Source organism: Hoeflea sp. TYP-13 (assembly GCF_040932035.1).
GTDB lineage: Bacteria > Pseudomonadota > Alphaproteobacteria > Rhizobiales > Rhizobiaceae > Hoeflea_A.
Genome location: NZ_JBFRBB010000002.1, coordinates 1245842 through 1264537 on the forward strand (window position 1 = coordinate 1245842; position 18696 = coordinate 1264537).

Consider the following 18696-nt stretch of genomic DNA (forward strand, 5'->3'; position numbering starts at 1 on the left):
CCGGACCGAAGCTACTTGACCTGGCTTGCAACGAAATCCTTGACGATGCCGACAATGCCGCGACCGAGCAGGTCGTCCAGCGCGTCAACGAACGCATCGACATGCTCGTGCTCGCATATAAGCGGCGGCTCGAGACGGATGACATTGCGGTTGTATTCGGTAAAGGCCACCAGCGTGTCGTAATCTCGCAGCAGCAACGCACCGATGAAGCCGGAAAGCGAGCCCTTCAGCTTGTCGTCCAGCATCGCGACCATTGGGCGCAGCATGGCGGGAAGCGTCTGGCTGAAGTCCTGGAACTCCAAGCCGATCATGAGCCCCTGCCCACGGACATCCTTGATGATCTTCGGATATTTTTCCTTGAGAGCGTTGAGCCTGTCGAGCAGATAGGCGCCCTGGGCCGCCGAATTGGCGATCAGGTTCTCGTCATAAAGAAGGTTGAGACCCTCAATGGCCGTAATACAGGCTTCGCCAATGCCGCCGAACGTCGCCGGTCCGTGGATCAGCGCCGTATTCGGCTTGCCATAGGCCTTCATATAGACTTCCCGACGGGCAATCATCGCCGCCATGGCGCATTTGCCGGCGCCGAGCGATTTAGCCAGTGCCGTAACGTCCGGAACGACGCCCGCATGCTCGAATGCATAAAAGCGGCCGGAACGGCCCATGCCGCACTGAACCTCATCGGCGACCCACAGCACTTCGTGCTTGTCGCAGAGAGCCCGCACTTCCTGCCAGAACTCAGCCGGTGCGGAAATGATGCCGCCGCCGCCCTGGATGGTTTCCAGAACGAGCACGCCGATTTCAGGATCGGCTTCGAATGCATTGCGGATGGCGTCGATATCGCCAAACGGCACGCGCACCGTCTCGTCCACCAGCCGGAACTGGCCGCGATAGAGCGGTGAATCCGTCAGTGAAAGAACGCCCTTGGTCTTGCCGTGGAAAGAATTCTCGGCATAGACGATCTTGCTGCGTTCGGGACCGGCCGCCCTTTCGGCAACCTTGACGGCCGCTTCCATAGCCTCAGAGCCGGAAGACCCTAAAAACACCATATCGAGATCGCCCGGCGATATCTCGGCAAGGTTCTTGGCAAGCGCCGCGGCGTATTGCGAAAGAAACGCCATCGCGATTTCGTGGCGATGCTCGTTCTGAAATGCAATCCGCGCTTCCAGGATCTTCGGATGGTTGTGCCCGAAGGCAAGCGAACCGAAACCACCGAAGAAGTCCAGGATTTTGCGGCCGTTCTGGTCAATGTAATACATGCCTTCGGCACGCTCGATCTTGACCTTGTTGAAACCCAACAGCTTCATGAAGTGCAGCTGACCGGGATTAAGGTGCTCCTTGAAATACTCGGTCATCCGAGGCAGATCGAGTGCCTTGGCGTCTTCGACGCTCAGAAGGTGCGGTTTGGTGATTTGCGGTGCGATGTTCATGGTCCTGCCTCAGGCTGTGGCGCTGGGTTTGGAGGTCGCCGACGGCGTGCTATGGCCGGCGCTCAGATTGCCGCGGTACTCGTCATAGGCCGAAATCAGCATGTCTTCGTCGCGGTAATCCGCAGTCCAGCCCAGCTGCTGCTTGGCCTTGGTGCAGTCGAGAATGCACATCTCGTCGGCAATGAGATACTGTTCCGGATCCATGATCGGCAGATTGATGAGATCGAAGAGATCCAGAGTGCGCTTGACGGCCCAGCCGGGTGTCGGCAGCAGGAAGGATTTCGATCCGGCATGCTTGATGAGGTCGCCGAGCAGCTTGCGCACCGGCGGTGGGTTGTCCGAACCAAGATTATAAGCTTCGTTTGGAACACCCGATTTCCACGCCAAGCGCGCGGCTTCGGCGCAATCGAACACCGAGATGAACTGGTAGGGGTTGCGCCCCGATCCGATCATCGGCACCGGCAGATTGTAATCGACCAGCTTGAAAAGCTTCGACAGGATGCCAAGCCGTCCCGGCCCGATGATCAGGCGCGGTCGAAACAGCGAAATGCGCATGCCCTTCTCACGCCACTCTGCTGCGAGCCCTTCCGTCTTCCACTTTGAAAGGCCGTATTCGCCCAGTGGATTGGCGGGGTGTTCCTCGGTTTGCGGATAGGTGAAGGTATGACCGTAGACCATGTCCGTGGTGTAGTGCACCAGCTTGCTGGCATCACTTGCGGCCATTTTCTCGATAATGTTTTCAGTGCCGTAATAGTTGACCGGCCAAAAAAATTCATGGCGCTTGGCGCGGATCTGCAATGGTGACAGCATTTTGGCCGACAGGTTATAGACCATGTCGTCGGCATCGATATCGACCTGGGAGAACTGTCCCTTGTCGGTCACATCGAGCTTGATGAACCGGCAGTTAGCATAATGAGGCAGGCTGTCCTTGGCGATATCGCAGACCACAACCTCTTCGCCGTCCTTGACGAGTCTTGCCGCCAGATGACGGCCGACAAACCCGTCGCCTCCAAAAATTACATGCTTCATGTGTCAAGCTCGCTGATTGTTGTTGCTTCGGGACTGTTTGATGCGATTTCACGCGGATCATTTTTGCCGGACTGTGCGATCAGCACCGTTCCGACGCAGATGAACGCGATACCGCCAATGCGCCAGGCATTGAGGTCTTCCTTGAAAATCACATAGGCAAACACGGCCACGGCCACATAGGCCAGGCTGAGGAACGGATAGGCGAAGGAAAGCTCCACCTTCGACAGAACGTAAAGATGCGATGCCATTGATATGACAAACGTCACCAGCCCCGCGAACACCCATGGATGGAAAACGATCTGCAGGATTTTCAAAATGATGTTCTCGCCGGCAAACTCCAGCGGTCCGAGGCTGAGCATGCCCTGTTTGAGCATCAGCTGCGCCGCGGCGTTCGTCAGCACCGTAAACAATATAAACGGGATGTAGTTCATTATGGCTCCCCACTTCGCCCTTTTGGTACCGGAAAATCCCCTAGATTTCGTGAATTGAAAGGGTAAAGAGAGTGTTGCGGTTTTGTGTAAAAAGCCGTTGGTGCAGAGACTAAAAGCTCGCTGCGTGTCCCATCTGCGCGCCGGCAAATGTCATTGCGGTGCGGCTCCAGAAATCCGACATCATGACCGGATCGCGCTTTTCTTCCAGTGCCCGCCAGTTCGGAAACGACGCTTCAAACGTTGCCGCTCTCATGCGCGCGTCCTTGTAGGGATTTACCGCGCCGCCGGCCGCAACAACAATGTCATCCAGCGCATCGAGCAGCCGCAGTGTTCGCTCTCCCTGATTTGCAAAATCAAGAGTGAGCGTGAATCCCGGTCTCGGAAACGAAAAAACACCCGGAGATTTGATCGTTCCAAACCGTTTGAGCACAGTCAGGAATGACGCATGACCGTGCGTCTGGGCACATTCCATCAACTTGACTGTCGTGTCGTAGCCGGTCAGTTCGGGATAGACGCTTTGATGCTGGAATAGACCGCGCGGACCATAAAGCCGGTTCCAGTGCCCGATTGCATCCAGCGGATAGAAATAACTCTGCCACGATACATTGCGTACATGCTCGCCGGCTTTCTCCTTACGAAAAAAGGCCTCGTTGAATAGTTTTAATGTCAAATTATTCAACAGATTAACCGGAGACGTGAAAGGAACGCTTAAAACCTGTTTGGTGCCCGCCTTCATGGGCGCGCCATCTTCCATGTGATCGCCGCCGAGCAACAGTCCGCGTCCGAATTTCCTTCCCTTCGCAAGCTGGTCGATCCATGCGACGGCATATTCATGTGCATTATCGAATTCGGCGCAACGTTCAAAGTAGTCGTCGATACGGTCGAAACGCAGCGTGCGCTGTTGAATATCCGCTGATCCGACTTTCATGAGCCTGATCGCGGCGCGTGTGATCAGTCCGGTCAGCCCCATCCCACCGATCGTTGCGGCAAACAAATCGCTGTTTATGTCGGCAGAGCATTCAAGCGACCGGCCATCGCTGCGCAGGAGATTGAAGCCTGACACGTGAGAACCGAATGTGCCGCGCACGTGATGGTTCTTGCCATGAACGTCATTGGCGATGGCTCCGCCTACGGTGACGAACCTGGTCCCGGGCGTAACGGGAAGGAAAAACCCGCGCGGAATGGCATAGTCGAGCACATCGCTCAACAGAACACCGGCCTCGCAGATCAGCTCCCCACTGTTTTCATCAAAGGAGAGAATGCGATTGGCCGCCCGGCTGTCGATCAGGCAGCCCGGGCTGTTGTGGCAACTGTCTCCGTAGGACCGGCCATTGCCGTAGGGCAGCCAGGACACTCCATCCCTGAGTGTTTGCGCAGTCAGACCGCTGACTTCACGCGCCTTGCGTCGGGCGCGAACGTTCCTGCCCCAGCTATCGTAGCTCATAACGGATTGAGCGCCGCCAACAGCACCAGCACGGCACCGACAACAGTGACCAGTTGGCTGCGCCAGTCACTGATGATGAAGACCACCGGGTCGTCATGCATCTGCTTGCGCCGGGCGAGCATCCAGATACGGAGAAGCATGTAGAGGATCAGCGGGCAAAGCGGCCACAGGAACAGCGGCATTTCATACATATTCTGAACTTCGTCGCTATTCACATAGAGTGCAAGAACAAGCGCCGCACCGAATGCCGACGAAATTCCCGCCTGCCCGATCATTTCAAAATCAACAGCGTAGTAGCCGCGCCCGAGCTCCTTGGATCCCTGGTCGCTGGTAAGCTCCGAAAGTTCCACATAGCGCTTCACCAGCGCTAACGACAGGAAGAAGAAGATCGAAAAGGCCAGGAGCCAGAAAGAAAGATCTGACTGGATGGCGGCACCGCCGGCGATGATACGCAGCGTAAACAGACCCGCCAGCGTGAACACATCGACCAGGAGTTTGCGCTTCAGAATGAACGAATAGGCCGTTGTCGTGGCGATATAGATCAGCAAAACGCCAAAAAAGACGAGTGGCAGGAAAAGCGACAACGCGAGCGACGCCGCCAGCAGCACACAGCCGAGCCGAATGCCTGTCGGAATCGCCAGCCGCCCGCTTGCAAGCGGACGTTCGCGCTTCTTGTGATGTAGCCGGTCATTTTCAAGGTCGGCGAGATCGTTCAGCAGGTAGACAAACGACGCGGCGAATGAGAACGAGAAAAAGGCGATGATCACGTCAAGCACAAGGCTGACATTCAGGATTTCATGGTGTAGCACCAGAGGCACCGCCAGCAGCGAATTCTTCAGCCACTGATGAACGCGGATCGCCTTCAACACCAATTTGAGATTGACCGCCCGCTCAACGAGAAGATCGCTGGCGTGGTTCATTTGCCAACGCTGGGCCGCACGATCAGGCGCTACGACGACAGCTTTGCGCGCCGCCTCGAACACAGGAATATCATCGCTGCTGTCGCCCACATAGTCGAATCCGTTTTCGCCGAACTTCTCAACCAATGCTCGCTTCTTGCGCCCAGCGGTGAGGTTTTGTTCGGCTGTCGTGTGCAGGACCTCGTCAAACAGTCCGAGGTGATCGGCAACCCCCTTGGCGACTTTCTCGGGTGCGCCGGTCGCAAGAACGATCCTGCGCCCACTAGCTTTTTCCCGTTCCAGCAGCGCGATAACTTCCGGCCGGTAGGGCCAGGTGGCGGAATCCCGGTTGGTCCGCGCCGCTACCTCGTTCTTCAACGCTGCCTTGCCGCGAACTATCCAGATCACTGCGTAAAACACCATCAACGGGTTCTGCAGCAGCAGGCGCACAAGGCTTTCCCACAGCGTGTCGGTCGACAGCAGCGTACCGTCAAGATCGACGCACAACGGCACCTCTTGCTCAGCGGAACGATCGCTCTTTTGATTGACTATCTGGTCCATAATGCCGGGACCATGGAGGAACAACGTTCAAAACAGGTGAATACGCACACCGGCCAAGGCGGTTCAGGCGTCGAATCGACAAATTTGGTTAATGATTTCCTGACGCTACGCTACTCGTCGGGATCGACCCTGTTGGGCGGCAGTTGCGGCTCGGGAGCCGATTCCTTGCTGGCTTCGGCCTGAAGGCGCGCCTTGGCGGCTTCCGCCTCAACATTGTCCGGCGACTGCAGCATCTTGATATTCACGTCCCTCTGCGGGAACGGAATTTCGATGCCTTCTTCCTTGAACCTCTCGAAGATCTTGGTTCGCAGATCAGTGGCCACCGATAGCCCCGACAGCACGTCGCTCAGGTAACATCGCAGCTCGAAGTCGAGCGAGGAATCGCCGAAGCCGGTGAACACTACAAACGGCGCCGGATTGCGCAGCACCAGGTCATTTGTCGCCGCGATCTCTTCGAGCAACGCAATCACACGGCGCGGATCGGAATCGTAGGAAACGCCGACGGCGATTTCAGATCTTCCCAACCGGTTGCGGTGCGTCCAGTTTCCGACCGGCGTGTTGATAAATTCGGAATTCGGAACAATGACCGACTGGCGCTGGAAGGTTTCTATCTCGGTCGCCCGCACTGAAATGTGACGCACATAGCCCTGAGTTGAACTTGTAACCACCCAGTCGCCGACCTTGAAAGGCCGTTCCACCAGAAGGATCAGTCCGGAAACGAAATTGTTGACGATGTTTTGCAGTCCGAAGCCGATACCGACGGACAGCGCCCCGGCAACCAGCGCAACATTGGAGAGGTTCAAGCCGGCAACGGAGAGGCCGATAATCGCGGCTAGCGCGATACCGAGGTAGCCGACACCGGTGCGTACCGAATTGCGCAGGCCGTCTTCCATGCGGCTGCGCCTCATGACATTCTCGTCCAGCCATCTCTGGAACCACCGGCTGATAAAATAGCCGATCGCAAAAACCAGCAGTCCGACAAGAATCCCGGAAAGCGAAATGGTGACGCTGCCGATGGTGATCTGACTGAAGCTGTCGGCTACCCATCCCTGGATATCGCGGATATGGTAGCCCCAGACCAGGAAGATAATCGGCACGCCGAAAAGGATTACGAATGCATAGATCAGCAATCCGCACAGGAGGCCGATCTGCTCCACTGCAATCGGTCCCAGACCGAACCGGTTGGTCAACATCCGCCCAAGGGCTGAAGACTTGAAGTCTTCGGGTTCCGACACAGCCCGTGCCGACAGGAACCCGAGATACATCGTGACGACGAGAGCACCCAGAACAATGACCTGGGTGGCAACGAAACGCGCCAGACCAACATAACCGAAGAACGGCATGACGATGAGCGCGACGCCCAGAACAAAGAGCGGAATTGAAATGCTGCGTGGCCAGGCACCGCGGTCGCCCTCCTCGGTCCGCATCGGCCGGATACGCGAAAGTACGACGAGTATGACGCCGATGATGACCGCAGCAACAAGACTGCGCGCCAGAGTCAGGATGACCGGCGACTGCAGCACGTCCGAGACGCTTCCTGCAAGATAATCAAACGCGTTGACGAAGGTCATGGCCGCGATCAGCCACCACAATGTACGGGCACCCCGGTCCGATACGTTCACCAGCCGCCAGTGCGGATGCAACGGAGCAAGGACTGTGCCCGCCAGCCGGCAGATAAAGAACAACACGACGACGAACTGGAAAAATGACGTCAGCAGCTGCGCAATATCGCCGCGCAAGACATTAAAATTATTCAGGAAAAACGTTGCAAGGCTGCAGAAGATCGCCAGACCAACGGTTGGAAGCAATGTGGACCAGAAGGCAAATGTGTGTTTGCTGAAGGCTGAGGGGTTTATTTCGTTCCTGTCATGCTGGGCAAAGCGCGAAAACAGCCTGTACTCGCCGTAAACGAAAAGCAGGCCGAACAGCAGCGTCAAAGACAAAGCGGACAAAAACGCCCGCCGTTCAAATGACCAGGTAAACGAAAACCAACTGGAAATCCGCGTCAGAAGCTCACTGACCTCTTTGTTCAGCGCCGTACCGACAGCGTCGAAATTCTCCTTCGAAAGGTCTGACCGGCCAAGCAACGTTTGCCGGAACAGCGTTCTTCGCAGGGCTGCTACTTCCTCGACCAGTTTTCTGGCCTGATCTGCAACGGTCTGAACCTCTCCGATTTCCGTATTGACCTGGGCCCGGTCAGCAGCAAGTTTCGCCCGTTCATCCTTCAGGGACTGGGGCTCTTCCGGCGCGCCCTCGCCGGGCGGTTCTCCGAGTTCCGTTTCGCGCGCCTTTAAACTTTCAAGACGCGGCTGCAGATCGTTGTAGATCTGTTCCATCGAGGTGGCGATGTCTTCCAGGCTTTGCTGCAGGTTCAATAGGCGCAGATCATCGTTCAGCGCTGCTTCGTCCTTGTTGCGGTAGTCCTGCAACTCGGTATTCGCGCTGTCAATTTCCTTGCGCGCGGATTTTATATCTTGGGAACTGTGGGAACTTGAATCCGTACCGGTCTGTGATTGCGCAAGGGTGCCGCCGCCCGGGACCAGCAGCAGGCCGAGGAACAGCGTGCAAACTACAAAAAAGCGTGTCAGGAGCGACGTCACCGAATGTCCCCGCATCGATTCTCAATCCGGTATACGATGAAACCGCTTCAATAGCAGTATTGCGGATGCCGCAAATCCACAGGGATTGTATGCGCGGCATGCGTACCGCAGCTCTAAAATCCGGATCCTGGCTGGGAAAGGTAGGCCGTTTCCTCGGATGTATTGTCGCGGCCCAATATGGAATTTCGATGCGGGAAGCGGCCAAATTTGACGATCAGGTCCCGGTGCGCATGCGCATAACGCAGAAGTTCCTCGTTCTCCAGTGCGATGAACAGGTCCACGCTTCGGTCCTGGTCCTCCAAAGCTTCGGAGTGCTCGAACGGCATATAGAAAAACTGCCTGCGTACCGGATCGACCAGTTGGTCGAGACCTGCGTCGATCGCGCCTTTGGCTTCCTTCAACGCAAGGCAATCAGTCGCAAAGGCCAGCGGTGTGCCTCGATAAATGTTTCGCGGAAACTGATCGAAAACGATGATCAGCGCCAGCACCGCCTCCGCCGAAGCCCACCATTCCTGCGGCACGCCTCCGGCCAATGCCAGATGGGTGGCTCCAAAGCGGCCGGCAATATCGCGATCCAGCGCATCGCTCTTGGTGAACCAGTCTTCCTGTGTCAATTCGTCAAACCAGAAGGAAATAACCGCATCGGGCTTCGCGATTTCCATCGTGCTCATTTGGTTCCCCAGGTTTTCCGCGAGCGGCACCTTCTTGGCGCTTGTCGAGTGCGGTTTTTCTATTGGAATCTCACTTAGGCAATCTGTCTTTTTCATCAAGGGTTGTCACTTGCGAAATCCGCGAACGGAGATCTCCCCCGCGTATAGGTTGAAGCCGACAAACAGCTGGCGATTTCTAACAGGAGTAGCAGCAATTTTTTCACACTGCTTGTAAAAATAAGTGACTCACAGCGCCAAATTCCTGCCAAGAAGCGTATGAAAACGAATCACCGCATGGCCACGCCGCATCGAATCCAAAGCCAGATTCAATATTAGTCTCGTATAACTCTTTGAAAAACCGTCAAAAAAGAAGGCTGCTATTAAAGCAGCCCAAGTCTAGGGAGGAAATAGAATTCTGTATACAAACGATATAATATAAAGCTTACGCAAAACTTACCAATTTGCAACCTGCAGCAACTTCTACATGTGGGTATCTTCACATTTCAATATGTTTTTCACTGCCGATAAAGGCGACACAGCCAGTCACGATCCGTCTGGATTGTAAGCGCGATCTGCCTAATTGCTGCCGTATTTGAGGGACTTAGGCACCAGAAGAACGCCAGGGCTCAGCAACCGGATGTTGAGTAAATACGCAACGCCGTTCTGGCGACAAGACTTCGCATCATTCGTCGGTCGGTTCGAGATCGAGGAGAAGGTCGCCATCCGCAACCTGATCGCCTTCCTGAACCGTGACATCGGCAACAATGCCCTTACGCGGCGCGGACAAGGTCAGTTCCATCTTCATGGCTTCCATGATGATAAGCGGTTCGCCCTGTTCGACGGCTTGTCCGGCTTTCGCGTTGATCTGTTTAACGACACCGGGCATGGGTGCGAGAAGCCGATCCTCTGCAACGCCGGCATCCTCTTCGCCAACCGATACATCCGGCAGAAGAAACTCGTAAGTCCTGCCACTGCCGATAATCGTCACACTGTCCGAGCTGTGCAAATGGCGAACGCTTGAAATCGTTCCGTCAAAATCATAGCGCATGACACCGCCATCATTGGAAATCAACTCCAACTCAATCGGTGCAATTTCGTTTTCGCCATCCTGATAGGCCGAAATGTGCCACCGCCTTGCATCAACTCTGGAAACGGCCAGTTCGTGCTCTTCCTCGCCATGAACAAGGTGTACGACCCGCTTGGGTGCGATCCAGTGCGACCACAGCCCGAATGATTCGAAGGGATCGGCGCAATTTTGCGCGGGTTCCGGGTTGAGGCTGGCAATTGCCGCAAGCGCCACGATCCTGTCCGGCACCGGCCCCTCGGTGTTCAGCCGCTCCAGTTCACGATCAATCAGCCCGGTATCAACGCCGCCCTCGACAAACTCCTTGTGTGCGCACAAGGCCGCCAGAAACGCAATATTTGTTGTTGTCCCCACTGCCTCGGTCTGCTGCAGCGCGGTTTCCATACGGCTGAGCGCGGTCGCTCTGTCCGGACCGTGAACGACCAGCTTGGCGATCATCGGGTCATAAAACGGCGTGATGGTATCGCCCTGGCGAACACCGGAATCGATGCGCGCCAGATCTTCGGGAAACTGCAGATGGGTGAGCGTGCCGGTCGCCGGCAGGAACCCCTTTTGCGCATCCTCGGCGTAGACGCGGGACTCAAAGGCCCAGCCGTTTATGCTCAACGCGTCCTGCTCCATCGGCAAGGGTTCACCCGAAGCAACGCGAAGCTGCCACTCGACCAGGTCAAGCCCGGTGATCATTTCGGTTACCGGATGCTCGACCTGCAGCCGGGTGTTCATTTCCATGAAATAGAACCGGTCCGGCCGCAGGCCTTCCGTTCCGTCGACGATAAATTCGACAGTGCCGGCGCCGCTATAGCCAATGGCCTTGGCGGCCTTGACCGCTGCCTCGCCCATCGCCTGACGCATTTCCTCGGTCATGCCGGGCGCCGGTGCTTCCTCGATCACCTTCTGATGCCGCCGCTGCAACGAGCAATCGCGCTCGAAAAGATGAACGACATTACCGAAGCCGTCGCCAAAAACCTGGATTTCGATATGGCGTGGCGATGCAATGAATTTTTCAACAAGCACGCGCCCGTCGCCGAAGGAGGCTTTGCCTTCGCGTTTTGCCGCCGACAGGGCTTCGCCGAAGTCCTTTGGATTTTCTACAAGGCGCATGCCCTTGCCGCCGCCACCGGCGCGCGCCTTGATCAGCACCGGAAAGCCGATTTCATTGGCCTTGCCGGCCAGCACCACGACCTCCTGCGCCTCACCGTGATAACCAGGCACGACCGGGACATCGGCTTTCTGCATCAGCGCCTTGGCCGCATCCTTCAACCCCATGGCGCGAATGGCGCTCGCGGAGGGTCCGATGAAGGTCAGCCCGGCTGCTTCCACCGCTTCCACGAATTCCGGATTTTCCGACAGGAAACCGTATCCCGGATGAACAGCTTCTGCGCCCGTCGCAAGCGCTGCCTCGATCAGACGGTCGCCTTTCAAATAGCTTTCAGCGACCGGCGAGCCGCCGATGTAAACGGCCTCATCGGCCATCTCAACATGCCGGGCGTTGCGATCAGCGTCTGAAAAGACGGCAACGGTTGAAACGCCAAGACGGCGGGCAGTCTCGATGACCCTGCAGGCGATTTCGCCACGGTTTGCAATCAGAATTTTTTTGAACATCGCGCCAATCCCTCGCCTACATCCGGAACAGGCCGAACTGCGTCTCACCGACCGGTTTGTTCAGGGAAACCGATAGCGACAGCGCCAGCACGTCCCGTGTCTTGCACGGATCGATGATGCCGTCGTCCCAGAGGCGGGCCGATGCGTAAAGCGGATGGCCCTGCGCCTCGAACTGCTCGATGACGGGCCGCTTGAACTCCGCCTCCTCGTCAGCGCTCCAAGTACCGCCCTTACGTTCAATGCCGTCGCGCTTGACCGTTGCAAGCACACCGGCTGCCTGTTCACCACCCATCACGGAAATGCGGCTATTGGGCCACGTCCATAAAAAGCGCGGGCTGTAGGCGCGGCCGCACATGCCGTAATTGCCGGCGCCGAACGATCCGCCGACCAGCACAGTGATTTTCGGCACAGACGTTGTGGCAACAGCCGTGACCAGCTTTGCGCCGTCCTTGGCGATGCCGCCCGCCTCGTATTTCTGGCCGACCATGAAACCGGTGATGTTCTGCAGGAACACCAGCGGGATTCTGCGTTGCGAACACAGCTCGACAAAATGCGCGCCCTTGACCGCGCTTTCGGAAAACAGCACGCCGTTGTTGGCGATGATGCCGACCGGCATGCCGTGCACATGGGCAAAACCGCAGATCAGCGTCGTTCCGTAACGGGCCTTGAATTCGTCGAAACGCGAGCCGTCGACCAACCGGGCAATCACTTCCCTGATGTCATAGGGTGTCCTCAGGTCCGGCGGTACGATGCCGAGGATTTCGGATGGATCGAAAAGCGGATCTTCCGGCGTCTGAATGTCCGCGTGCACCTCCCGTTTCAGGTTGAGATTGGCAACGGCCCGCCGCGCAAGGGCAATGGCATGCGCATCGTCATTGGCCAGGTGGTCGGCAACACCCGAGAGGCGTGTGTGGACATCGCCGCCGCCGAGATCCTCAGCGCTGACGATTTCCCCTGTGGCGGCTTTAACCAGAGGCGGGCCGGCGAGAAATATCGTGCCCTGTTCGCGCACAATGATCGTCTCATCGGACATTGCCGGCACATAGGCGCCTCCGGCCGTGCACGACCCCATGACCACGGCGATCTGCGAAAGGCCCATCGACGACATATTGGCCTGATTATAAAATATCCGTCCGAAATGCTCCCGGTCCGGGAAAACCTCGTCCTGGTTGGGAAGATTGGCACCACCGCTGTCGACGAGGTATACGCACGGCAGGCCATTTTGCTGAGCAACCTCCTGTGCCCGCAAATGCTTCTTGACCGTAATCGGGTAGTAGGTGCCGCCTTTGACCGTGGCATCGTTGCAGACGATCATCACGTCCCGGCCTTCGACGCGTCCGATACCGGTAATAAGACCGGCACTTGAAATGTCCCCGCCATACATGCCGTGGGCAGCAAACTGTCCGATTTCCAGAAACGGAGAATTCTTGTCGAGCAAACGTCTGACGCGCTCGCGCGGCAGCAATTTGCCGCGTGACAGATGCCTTTCACGCGCCTGTTCGCTGCCACCCTTTTCGACGGTCGCCGCAGCCCCGCGCATCTGCTCCAGCAGACCGCGCATGTGTTCGCTGTTTGCTTTGAACGATTGCGACAACGGTGCGATCTGTGATGAAAGGACGGCCATGAAGTCTCCGATCTTGTGGCGCTGATGAAACCTATGCCGTTTCGGCGAACATTTCCCGGCCGATGAGCATGCGCCGGATCTCCGATGTTCCGGCGCCGATCTCGTAAAGCTTGGCGTCGCGCAACAAACGGCCGGTTGAATACTCATTGATGTAGCCGTTGCCGCCCAGGGCCTGGATTGATTCAAGTGCCACCTGCGTCGCCTTTTCGGCCGCATATAAAATACATCCGGCGGCATCCTTGCGTGTGGTCTCCCCGCGGTCGCACGCGGCCGCGACGGAATAGACGTAAGCCCTGCAGGCATTCATGGTCGTATACATATCGGCAAGCTTGCCCTGCATGAGCTGGAATTCTCCGATCGGCGTATCGAACTGCTTGCGCTCGTGCACATAGGGAACGACGATATCCAGGGCCGCAGCCATGATCCCGACCGGGCCGCCGGCCAGCACAACACGTTCATAGTCGAGGCCGGACATCAGAATGCGGACGCCCTGCCCTTCTTCGCCCAGCACGTTTTCGTATGGGACCTCGCAATCCTCAAACACAAGTTCGCACGTGTTGGAGCCCCGCATTCCCAGTTTGTCGAGTTTCTGTGCTGTCGAAAAACCCGCCATGTCCTTTTCGATCAGGAAAGCGGTGATGCCTTTGGGACCGGCATCCATGTCGGTCTTGGCATAGACCACCAGCGTGTCTGCGTCCGGGCCGTTGGTGATCCACATCTTGTTTCCGTTGAGCACGAACCTGTCATTACGTTTTTCGGCACGCAATTTCATCGACACCACATCGGATCCGGACCCGGGCTCCGACATCGCCAAAGCGCCGACATTTTCACCCGAGCACAGGTTCGGAAGGTATTTTTCCTTCTGCTCGGGCGTACCCCAACGGTTGATCTGATTGACACACAAATTGGAGTGCGCACCGTAGGAAAGCCCGACCGAAGCCGATGCCCGCGAAATTTCCTCCATTGCCACAGTATGCGCCAGATAGCCGAAGCCGGTACCGCCGTGATCGGGATCTGCCGTCATGCCGAGAAGGCCGAGCGCACCCATCTCCTGCCAAAGATGCATAGGAAACTGGTTGGTCTCGTCGATCTCGCCTGCAAGCGGAGCGATCTTTTCCTGCGCAAAACGATGTACCGTGTCACGCAGTTGCTCGATCTCGTCGCCGAGCCCAAAATTCATGCCCGTGGTAAACACGTTCAGTTCTCCTTCATACCGACGGCACCCGCAATCATGCCGACATAAAGTTCTTCAATTTGCTCCAGCGAAAGCCGCCCGTCCGGCCTGTACCAGTTGGTAATACCGATCAGCATCGCGATGATGGCCATGGCGGCAACCTGGGGATCGCTTATGGAAAACACGCCGTCTTTTCTTCCCGCTTCCAGGATCCTGCGCAGGCTGAGCTCGTAGCTGCGGCGCAGTTCCTCGACCTCGACAAAATTCTGTTCCTCGAGATTTCGCAGTTCCATGTAGGAGATGAAGACTTCTTCGCCGCACCTGACGTGATACCGGATATGGAAACGCACAAAGGCGACGAGCGCCTCGCGCGGTGGCAGGCTATCGTCTCTTTCGCCGTCCCAGGCGTTCAACAACCGCTCCATGTGCTCGACGAGAAGCCCCCTCAACAGGTGCTGTTTGGTCGGGAAGTGATTGTAGATGGCGCCTGCCTGCAGCCCGATCTCACGTCCGATCTGCCGCATCGAGACCGCGGCGTAGCCGTAGCGGGCAAATAGCGACAAGGCGGCCAGCCGCACCCTGTCCGCTGTCTCCGCACCGATTGATCCTACCTTGCGTGCCATCCTGTTACCTGCGAATCCGGTTGACCGGACTGCCCCCTTGTTTTTGGCGCCTGCAAGACGAATTCAGTTAAATCCGCTAGCCATTAAAGAAATGAACGTTTGTTTAATTAACAAGGTCTTCATTGCCCGTCAAGTAAACCGCCTTTGTCGCGGTCTCATCCGGAACGTCATCCCTCAACGCCCTACTCCTGTTTGCCAGGCGTCAGGCAAGCCAGCGCTTGCGGCGCTTGTAGTGTTTCACATCACGAAACGATTTGCGGCCTTCTCCCCCGACACCGAGGTAGAATTCCTTTACATCCTCGTTTTCGCGAAGTTCCGAAGCCTCGCCGTCCAGAACAATGCGGCCGGATTCGAGAATATATCCGTAGGTCGCGTATCGAAGCGCGATGTTGGTGTTCTGCTCGGCCAGCAGGAAGGAAACGCCCTCCTGCTCGTTCAGCTTGCGGACAATTTCAAATATCTCTTCCTGCAATTGCGGCGCCAGTCCCATGGACGGCTCGTCAAGCAGGATCATCTTGGGCTTGGACATCAGAGCGCGGCCGATCGCCGTCATCTGCTGCTCGCCGCCTGACGTATAGCCGGCCTGGCTGGACCGTCGCTCGCGCAGGCGCGGAAAATAATCATAGACCATTTCAAGGTCGCGCTTGATCGCGGCATTGCCGTCGCGACGGGTAAATGCGCCGGTAAGCAGGTTTTCCTGGATCGTCAGGTGGCCGAAACAGTGGCGTCCCTCCATGACCTGAATGCACCCCTGGCGCACCAGATCGTTTGGCGTGAGTGCCTCGATCTGCTTGCCTTCGAAAACAATGGAGCCTTTGGTGACTTCGCCACGCTCGGCATGCAACAGGTTTGAGACAGCCTTGAGCGTCGTCGTCTTGCCGGCGCCGTTAGCGCCCAAAATGGCCACGATCCCACCGCGCGGCACGGTCAGCGAAACGCCCTTGAGCACAAGGATCACGTGATTGTAGATCACCTCGATATTGTTCACCGAGAGGATCGTATCCTCCGCGGGTGACTGCTGTTCGGTTGTTTCCGCGATGCTCATGGCGCGTTTATCCTGTTCTTAAGATAACGGGCGGCCGCGCCTGACGGCGCGGCCGGGGCTACATTAGTTGCAGCGTTCCGGAATGTTGTTTTCTGCGGCAAATGCTTTGGAATCTTCCATGATCAGCGGATCGATGATGGCACGGTCGGCCGGACCGAAATCGTTGATCAGGGTCCACTTGCCTTCACCGGCATTCCACTGCTGGATCGCACCGAGACCAGGTCCGCCGTGATTTTCACAAGTGACATTGATTTCCGGCCCGAAGCCCGGAAGGCCAAGTGCGTCGAGGCGTGCGGCGTCGATCTTCAACGCTTCCATGCCGTCACGCATCTGTGCAGGCGTCAGGTCCTTGGTGTTGTGCATGGCCTGTGCCGTGCGCGCGGCTTCTGCGGCCAGCATGGCGGCATAAAGGCCACGGTTATAAAGAACCGTACCGATCTGGTCTCCTGCACCGGCTGCCTTGCCGGTATCGACAACGTACTTCTTGATGTCGTCAAAGACCGGGAAGTCGTCGCCCACACCGTGGAAGGTCACAGCCTTGTAGCCGTTTGCACCCTCGCCGGCAGGCAGAACGTCGTTTTCAGACGCGGACCACCACACGCCGATGAACTTGTCCATCGGGAAGCGGATATTTGCTGCTTCCTTGATGGCGACCTGGTTCATCACGCCCCAGCCCCACATCAGGACATAATCGGGACGCTCACGGCGAATCTGCAGCCACTGCGACTTCTGCTCCTGGCCGGGATGATCGACGGGAATGAGGGTCAGCTCATAACCGTGTTTCTTGGCCAGTTCTTCGAGCGTGCGGATCGGCTCCTTGCCATAGGCGGAGTTATGGTAGACCAGCGCGATCTTCTTGCCTTTTACGTCGCCGCCATTCTCGTCGAGGATGTGGTTGATGATGATCGAGGCAGCATCCCAGTAGGTGCCGGGATAGTTGAAGACATGGCTGAAGATTTTGCCGTTAGCAGCAGAGGTCCGGCCGTATCCCATGGAGTGAACCGGAATATCGTCGGCAGTGGCTTTTGGAATCAGCTGGTATGTAATACCCGTCGAAAGCGGCTGGTAAACCAGTGCGCCCTCACCTTTGGTGGATTCGTAGCACTCAACACCCTTTTGCGTGTTGTAGCCGGTTTCACACTCAAGGACATTGACCTTGACACCGTTGATCCCGCCATCACGCTCGTTGAGGAGCGTGAAGTAGTCCGCGTAACCGTCTGCAAACGGAATGCCGCCCGCAGCGTATGGACCGGTTCGGTAGCTCAGAGAAGGAAACACCAGATCGGCCAACGCCGGGGTGCCTCCAACCATTGCAGCCATGGCGGTCACAATTGCCAGTTTGTTCAGTTTCATGTCTTTCCTCCCTGGGTAAAACAGACACGCTACACAACCCCATATGGGGTCCAATAGCCGTTGACACTTCCTAGTATGGGAAGGGCCAAAGGCGTAATTTTTCCTTCGCCAATCGCCAGAGCTGAGCCAGCCCGTGCGGTTCGACAATTAGGAAAAAGACGATGAGACCGCCCACCAGCATTATTTCGATATGGGCGGCAAGATCGGTCGGCCAGCCGAAGCCGCCAACCATCACGTTCTTGAGCAGTACCGGCATCAGGGTAAGGAATGCAGCTCCGAGGAAGGACCCGAGAATGGAGCCCAGCCCCCCGATGATGACCATGAACAGCACAAGGAAAGACTTGTCGATGCCGAAGGCTTCGGTCGGCTCTGCCGCACCAAGCCAGACAGAGAAATAAAGCGCGCCGGCAGCGCCGATATAAAAGGAGCTGACCGCAAAGGCGGAAATTTTCGCTTTCATCGGCTGAACGCCGATAATTTCGGCGGCAATGTCCATATCGCGGATCGCCATCCACGAGCGGCCGATCTGGCCACGCGTCAGATTGCGCGCAATCCAGGCGAAAATGAAGACCATTGCCAGGCAGAACAAATAGGTTGCCCAGGGCGGAGCGCTCGCACCGGTAACGGCGATGCCGAAGATCGTGCGCTCAGGCGCGGTGATCTGGCCGGAAGCCGAATAGTTGTAGAACCACGGCACCTTGTTGAACAGCCAGACAAGGAAGAACTGCGCGGCCAGCGTCGCAACGGCGAGGTAAAAGCCCTTGATGCGAAGCGAAGGCAGACCGAAGAGCATGCCGACAAAGGCCGTCACACCGCCCGACAAAATGATCACGAAGAAGATATTGAGGTCAGGAAATCCTGTCATCAACTTGTAGCAGGCATAGGCGCCGACGGCCATGAAGCCGCCTGTGCCGAGGCTCACCTGACCGCAATATCCCGTCAGGATGTTGAGACCGAGCGCGGCCATCGACCACACAAGCAGCGGCACAAGCACCGATTTTTCCCAGTAGTCGTTGATGAAAAATGGAACGACCAGGAAGGCAAAAGCCATGGCTGCCCAGAACAGATACCGCTCGGATTTGATCGGAAAGGTCTGCTGATCGGCAGCGTAGGTAGAACTGAAATCGCCGGTTTCGCGATACAACATATC

The 18696-nt window shown here is 57.0% G+C and carries 14 protein-coding genes; all 14 read right to left on the minus strand.

The genetic code is table 11. The annotated features are described in order from the left end of the window. Positions 1-11 precede the first annotated feature (11 nt). On the minus strand, positions 12-1427 hold the full coding sequence (locus ABVT35_RS15935; protein WP_368467570.1) for an aspartate aminotransferase family protein: 1416 nt from the start codon (positions 1425-1427) through the stop codon (positions 12-14). A 9-nt stretch (positions 1428-1436) separates the two neighbouring features. Then, positions 1437-2456 (minus strand): NAD-dependent epimerase/dehydratase family protein, encoded by a 1020-nt coding sequence (locus tag ABVT35_RS15940; protein WP_368467571.1) that lies wholly within the window; start codon positions 2454-2456, stop codon positions 1437-1439. Next, positions 2453-2887: an EamA family transporter gene (locus ABVT35_RS15945; RefSeq protein WP_368467572.1), complete on the minus strand. Its 435-nt coding sequence runs from the start codon at positions 2885-2887 to the stop codon at positions 2453-2455. Before ABVT35_RS15945 ends, ABVT35_RS15940 begins: the two co-directional genes overlap by 4 nt. A 109-nt stretch (positions 2888-2996) precedes the next feature. Continuing rightward, positions 2997-4331: an FAD-binding protein gene (locus tag ABVT35_RS15950; RefSeq protein WP_368467573.1), complete on the minus strand. Its 1335-nt coding sequence runs from the start codon at positions 4329-4331 to the stop codon at positions 2997-2999. Then, the gene (locus tag ABVT35_RS15955; RefSeq protein WP_368467574.1) at positions 4328-5791 is read right to left on the minus strand and encodes a UbiA family prenyltransferase; all 1464 of its coding nucleotides are present in this window, start codon (positions 5789-5791) and stop codon (positions 4328-4330) included. The genes ABVT35_RS15950 and ABVT35_RS15955 overlap by 4 nt, the downstream gene beginning before the upstream one ends. A 110-nt stretch (positions 5792-5901) precedes the next feature. Beyond that, complete coding sequence (locus tag ABVT35_RS15960; RefSeq protein ID WP_368467575.1) at positions 5902-8406, minus strand: mechanosensitive ion channel domain-containing protein; 2505 nt, start codon at positions 8404-8406, stop codon at positions 5902-5904. Between the two features lie 98 nt (positions 8407-8504). Then, a complete protein-coding gene (locus tag ABVT35_RS15965; RefSeq protein ID WP_368467576.1) occupies positions 8505-9062 on the minus strand; it encodes a DUF924 family protein in 558 nt (185 codons plus the stop codon). A 661-nt stretch (positions 9063-9723) separates the two neighbouring features. Then, a complete protein-coding gene (locus ABVT35_RS15970; protein ID WP_368467577.1) occupies positions 9724-11727 on the minus strand; it encodes an acetyl-CoA carboxylase biotin carboxylase subunit in 2004 nt (667 codons plus the stop codon). A 16-nt stretch (positions 11728-11743) separates the two neighbouring features. Continuing rightward, positions 11744-13351, minus strand: coding sequence for a carboxyl transferase domain-containing protein (locus ABVT35_RS15975; RefSeq protein ID WP_368467578.1), 1608 nt, complete (start codon positions 13349-13351; stop codon positions 11744-11746). Between the two features lie 31 nt (positions 13352-13382). Further along, the gene (locus tag ABVT35_RS15980) at positions 13383-14531 is read right to left on the minus strand and encodes an isovaleryl-CoA dehydrogenase (protein ID WP_368467905.1); all 1149 of its coding nucleotides are present in this window, start codon (positions 14529-14531) and stop codon (positions 13383-13385) included. 17 nt (positions 14532-14548) lie between these two features. Then, the gene (locus tag ABVT35_RS15985; RefSeq protein ID WP_368467579.1) at positions 14549-15148 is read right to left on the minus strand and encodes a TetR/AcrR family transcriptional regulator; all 600 of its coding nucleotides are present in this window, start codon (positions 15146-15148) and stop codon (positions 14549-14551) included. A gap of 202 nt (positions 15149-15350) precedes the next feature. Beyond that, entirely contained in the window at positions 15351-16193 is an 843-nt protein-coding gene (locus ABVT35_RS15990) for an ABC transporter ATP-binding protein (protein ID WP_368467580.1), read from the minus strand. A 63-nt stretch (positions 16194-16256) separates the two neighbouring features. After that, positions 16257-17546 carry an ABC transporter substrate-binding protein gene (locus tag ABVT35_RS15995; RefSeq protein ID WP_368467581.1) on the minus strand — a complete coding sequence of 430 codons (1290 nt, stop codon included), beginning with the start codon at positions 17544-17546 and terminating at the stop codon, positions 16257-16259. Between the two features lie 70 nt (positions 17547-17616). Then, on the minus strand, positions 17617-18693 hold the full coding sequence (locus ABVT35_RS16000; RefSeq protein ID WP_368467582.1) for a branched-chain amino acid ABC transporter permease: 1077 nt from the start codon (positions 18691-18693) through the stop codon (positions 17617-17619). Positions 18694-18696: the final 3 nt, after the last annotated feature.

Bases quoted from the DNA above. Each gene is read 5' to 3' on its own strand.
- ABVT35_RS15945 (WP_368467572.1), bottom strand. From the start codon at position 2,887: ATGAACTACATCCCGTTTATATTGTTTACGGTGCTGACGAACGCCGCG.
- ABVT35_RS15935 (WP_368467570.1), bottom strand. From the start codon at position 1,427: ATGAACATCGCACCGCAAATCACCAAACCGCACCTTCTGAGCGTCGAA.
- ABVT35_RS15960 (WP_368467575.1), bottom strand. From the start codon at position 8,406: ATGCGGGGACATTCGGTGACGTCGCTCCTGACACGCTTTTTTGTAGTT.
- ABVT35_RS15950 (WP_368467573.1), bottom strand. From the start codon at position 4,331: ATGAGCTACGATAGCTGGGGCAGGAACGTTCGCGCCCGACGCAAGGCG.
- ABVT35_RS15975 (WP_368467578.1), bottom strand. From the start codon at position 13,351: ATGGCCGTCCTTTCATCACAGATCGCACCGTTGTCGCAATCGTTCAAA.
- ABVT35_RS15955 (WP_368467574.1), bottom strand. From the start codon at position 5,791: ATGGACCAGATAGTCAATCAAAAGAGCGATCGTTCCGCTGAGCAAGAG.
- ABVT35_RS15940 (WP_368467571.1), bottom strand. From the start codon at position 2,456: ATGAAGCATGTAATTTTTGGAGGCGACGGGTTTGTCGGCCGTCATCTG.
- ABVT35_RS15980 (WP_368467905.1), bottom strand. From the start codon at position 14,531: ATGAATTTTGGGCTCGGCGACGAGATCGAGCAACTGCGTGACACGGTA.
- ABVT35_RS15970 (WP_368467577.1), bottom strand. From the start codon at position 11,727: ATGTTCAAAAAAATTCTGATTGCAAACCGTGGCGAAATCGCCTGCAGG.
- ABVT35_RS16000 (WP_368467582.1), bottom strand. From the start codon at position 18,693: ATGTTGTATCGCGAAACCGGCGATTTCAGTTCTACCTACGCTGCCGAT.
- ABVT35_RS15995 (WP_368467581.1), bottom strand. From the start codon at position 17,546: ATGAAACTGAACAAACTGGCAATTGTGACCGCCATGGCTGCAATGGTT.
- ABVT35_RS15990 (WP_368467580.1), bottom strand. From the start codon at position 16,193: ATGAGCATCGCGGAAACAACCGAACAGCAGTCACCCGCGGAGGATACG.
- ABVT35_RS15985 (WP_368467579.1), bottom strand. From the start codon at position 15,148: ATGGCACGCAAGGTAGGATCAATCGGTGCGGAGACAGCGGACAGGGTG.
- ABVT35_RS15965 (WP_368467576.1), bottom strand. From the start codon at position 9,062: ATGAGCACGATGGAAATCGCGAAGCCCGATGCGGTTATTTCCTTCTGG.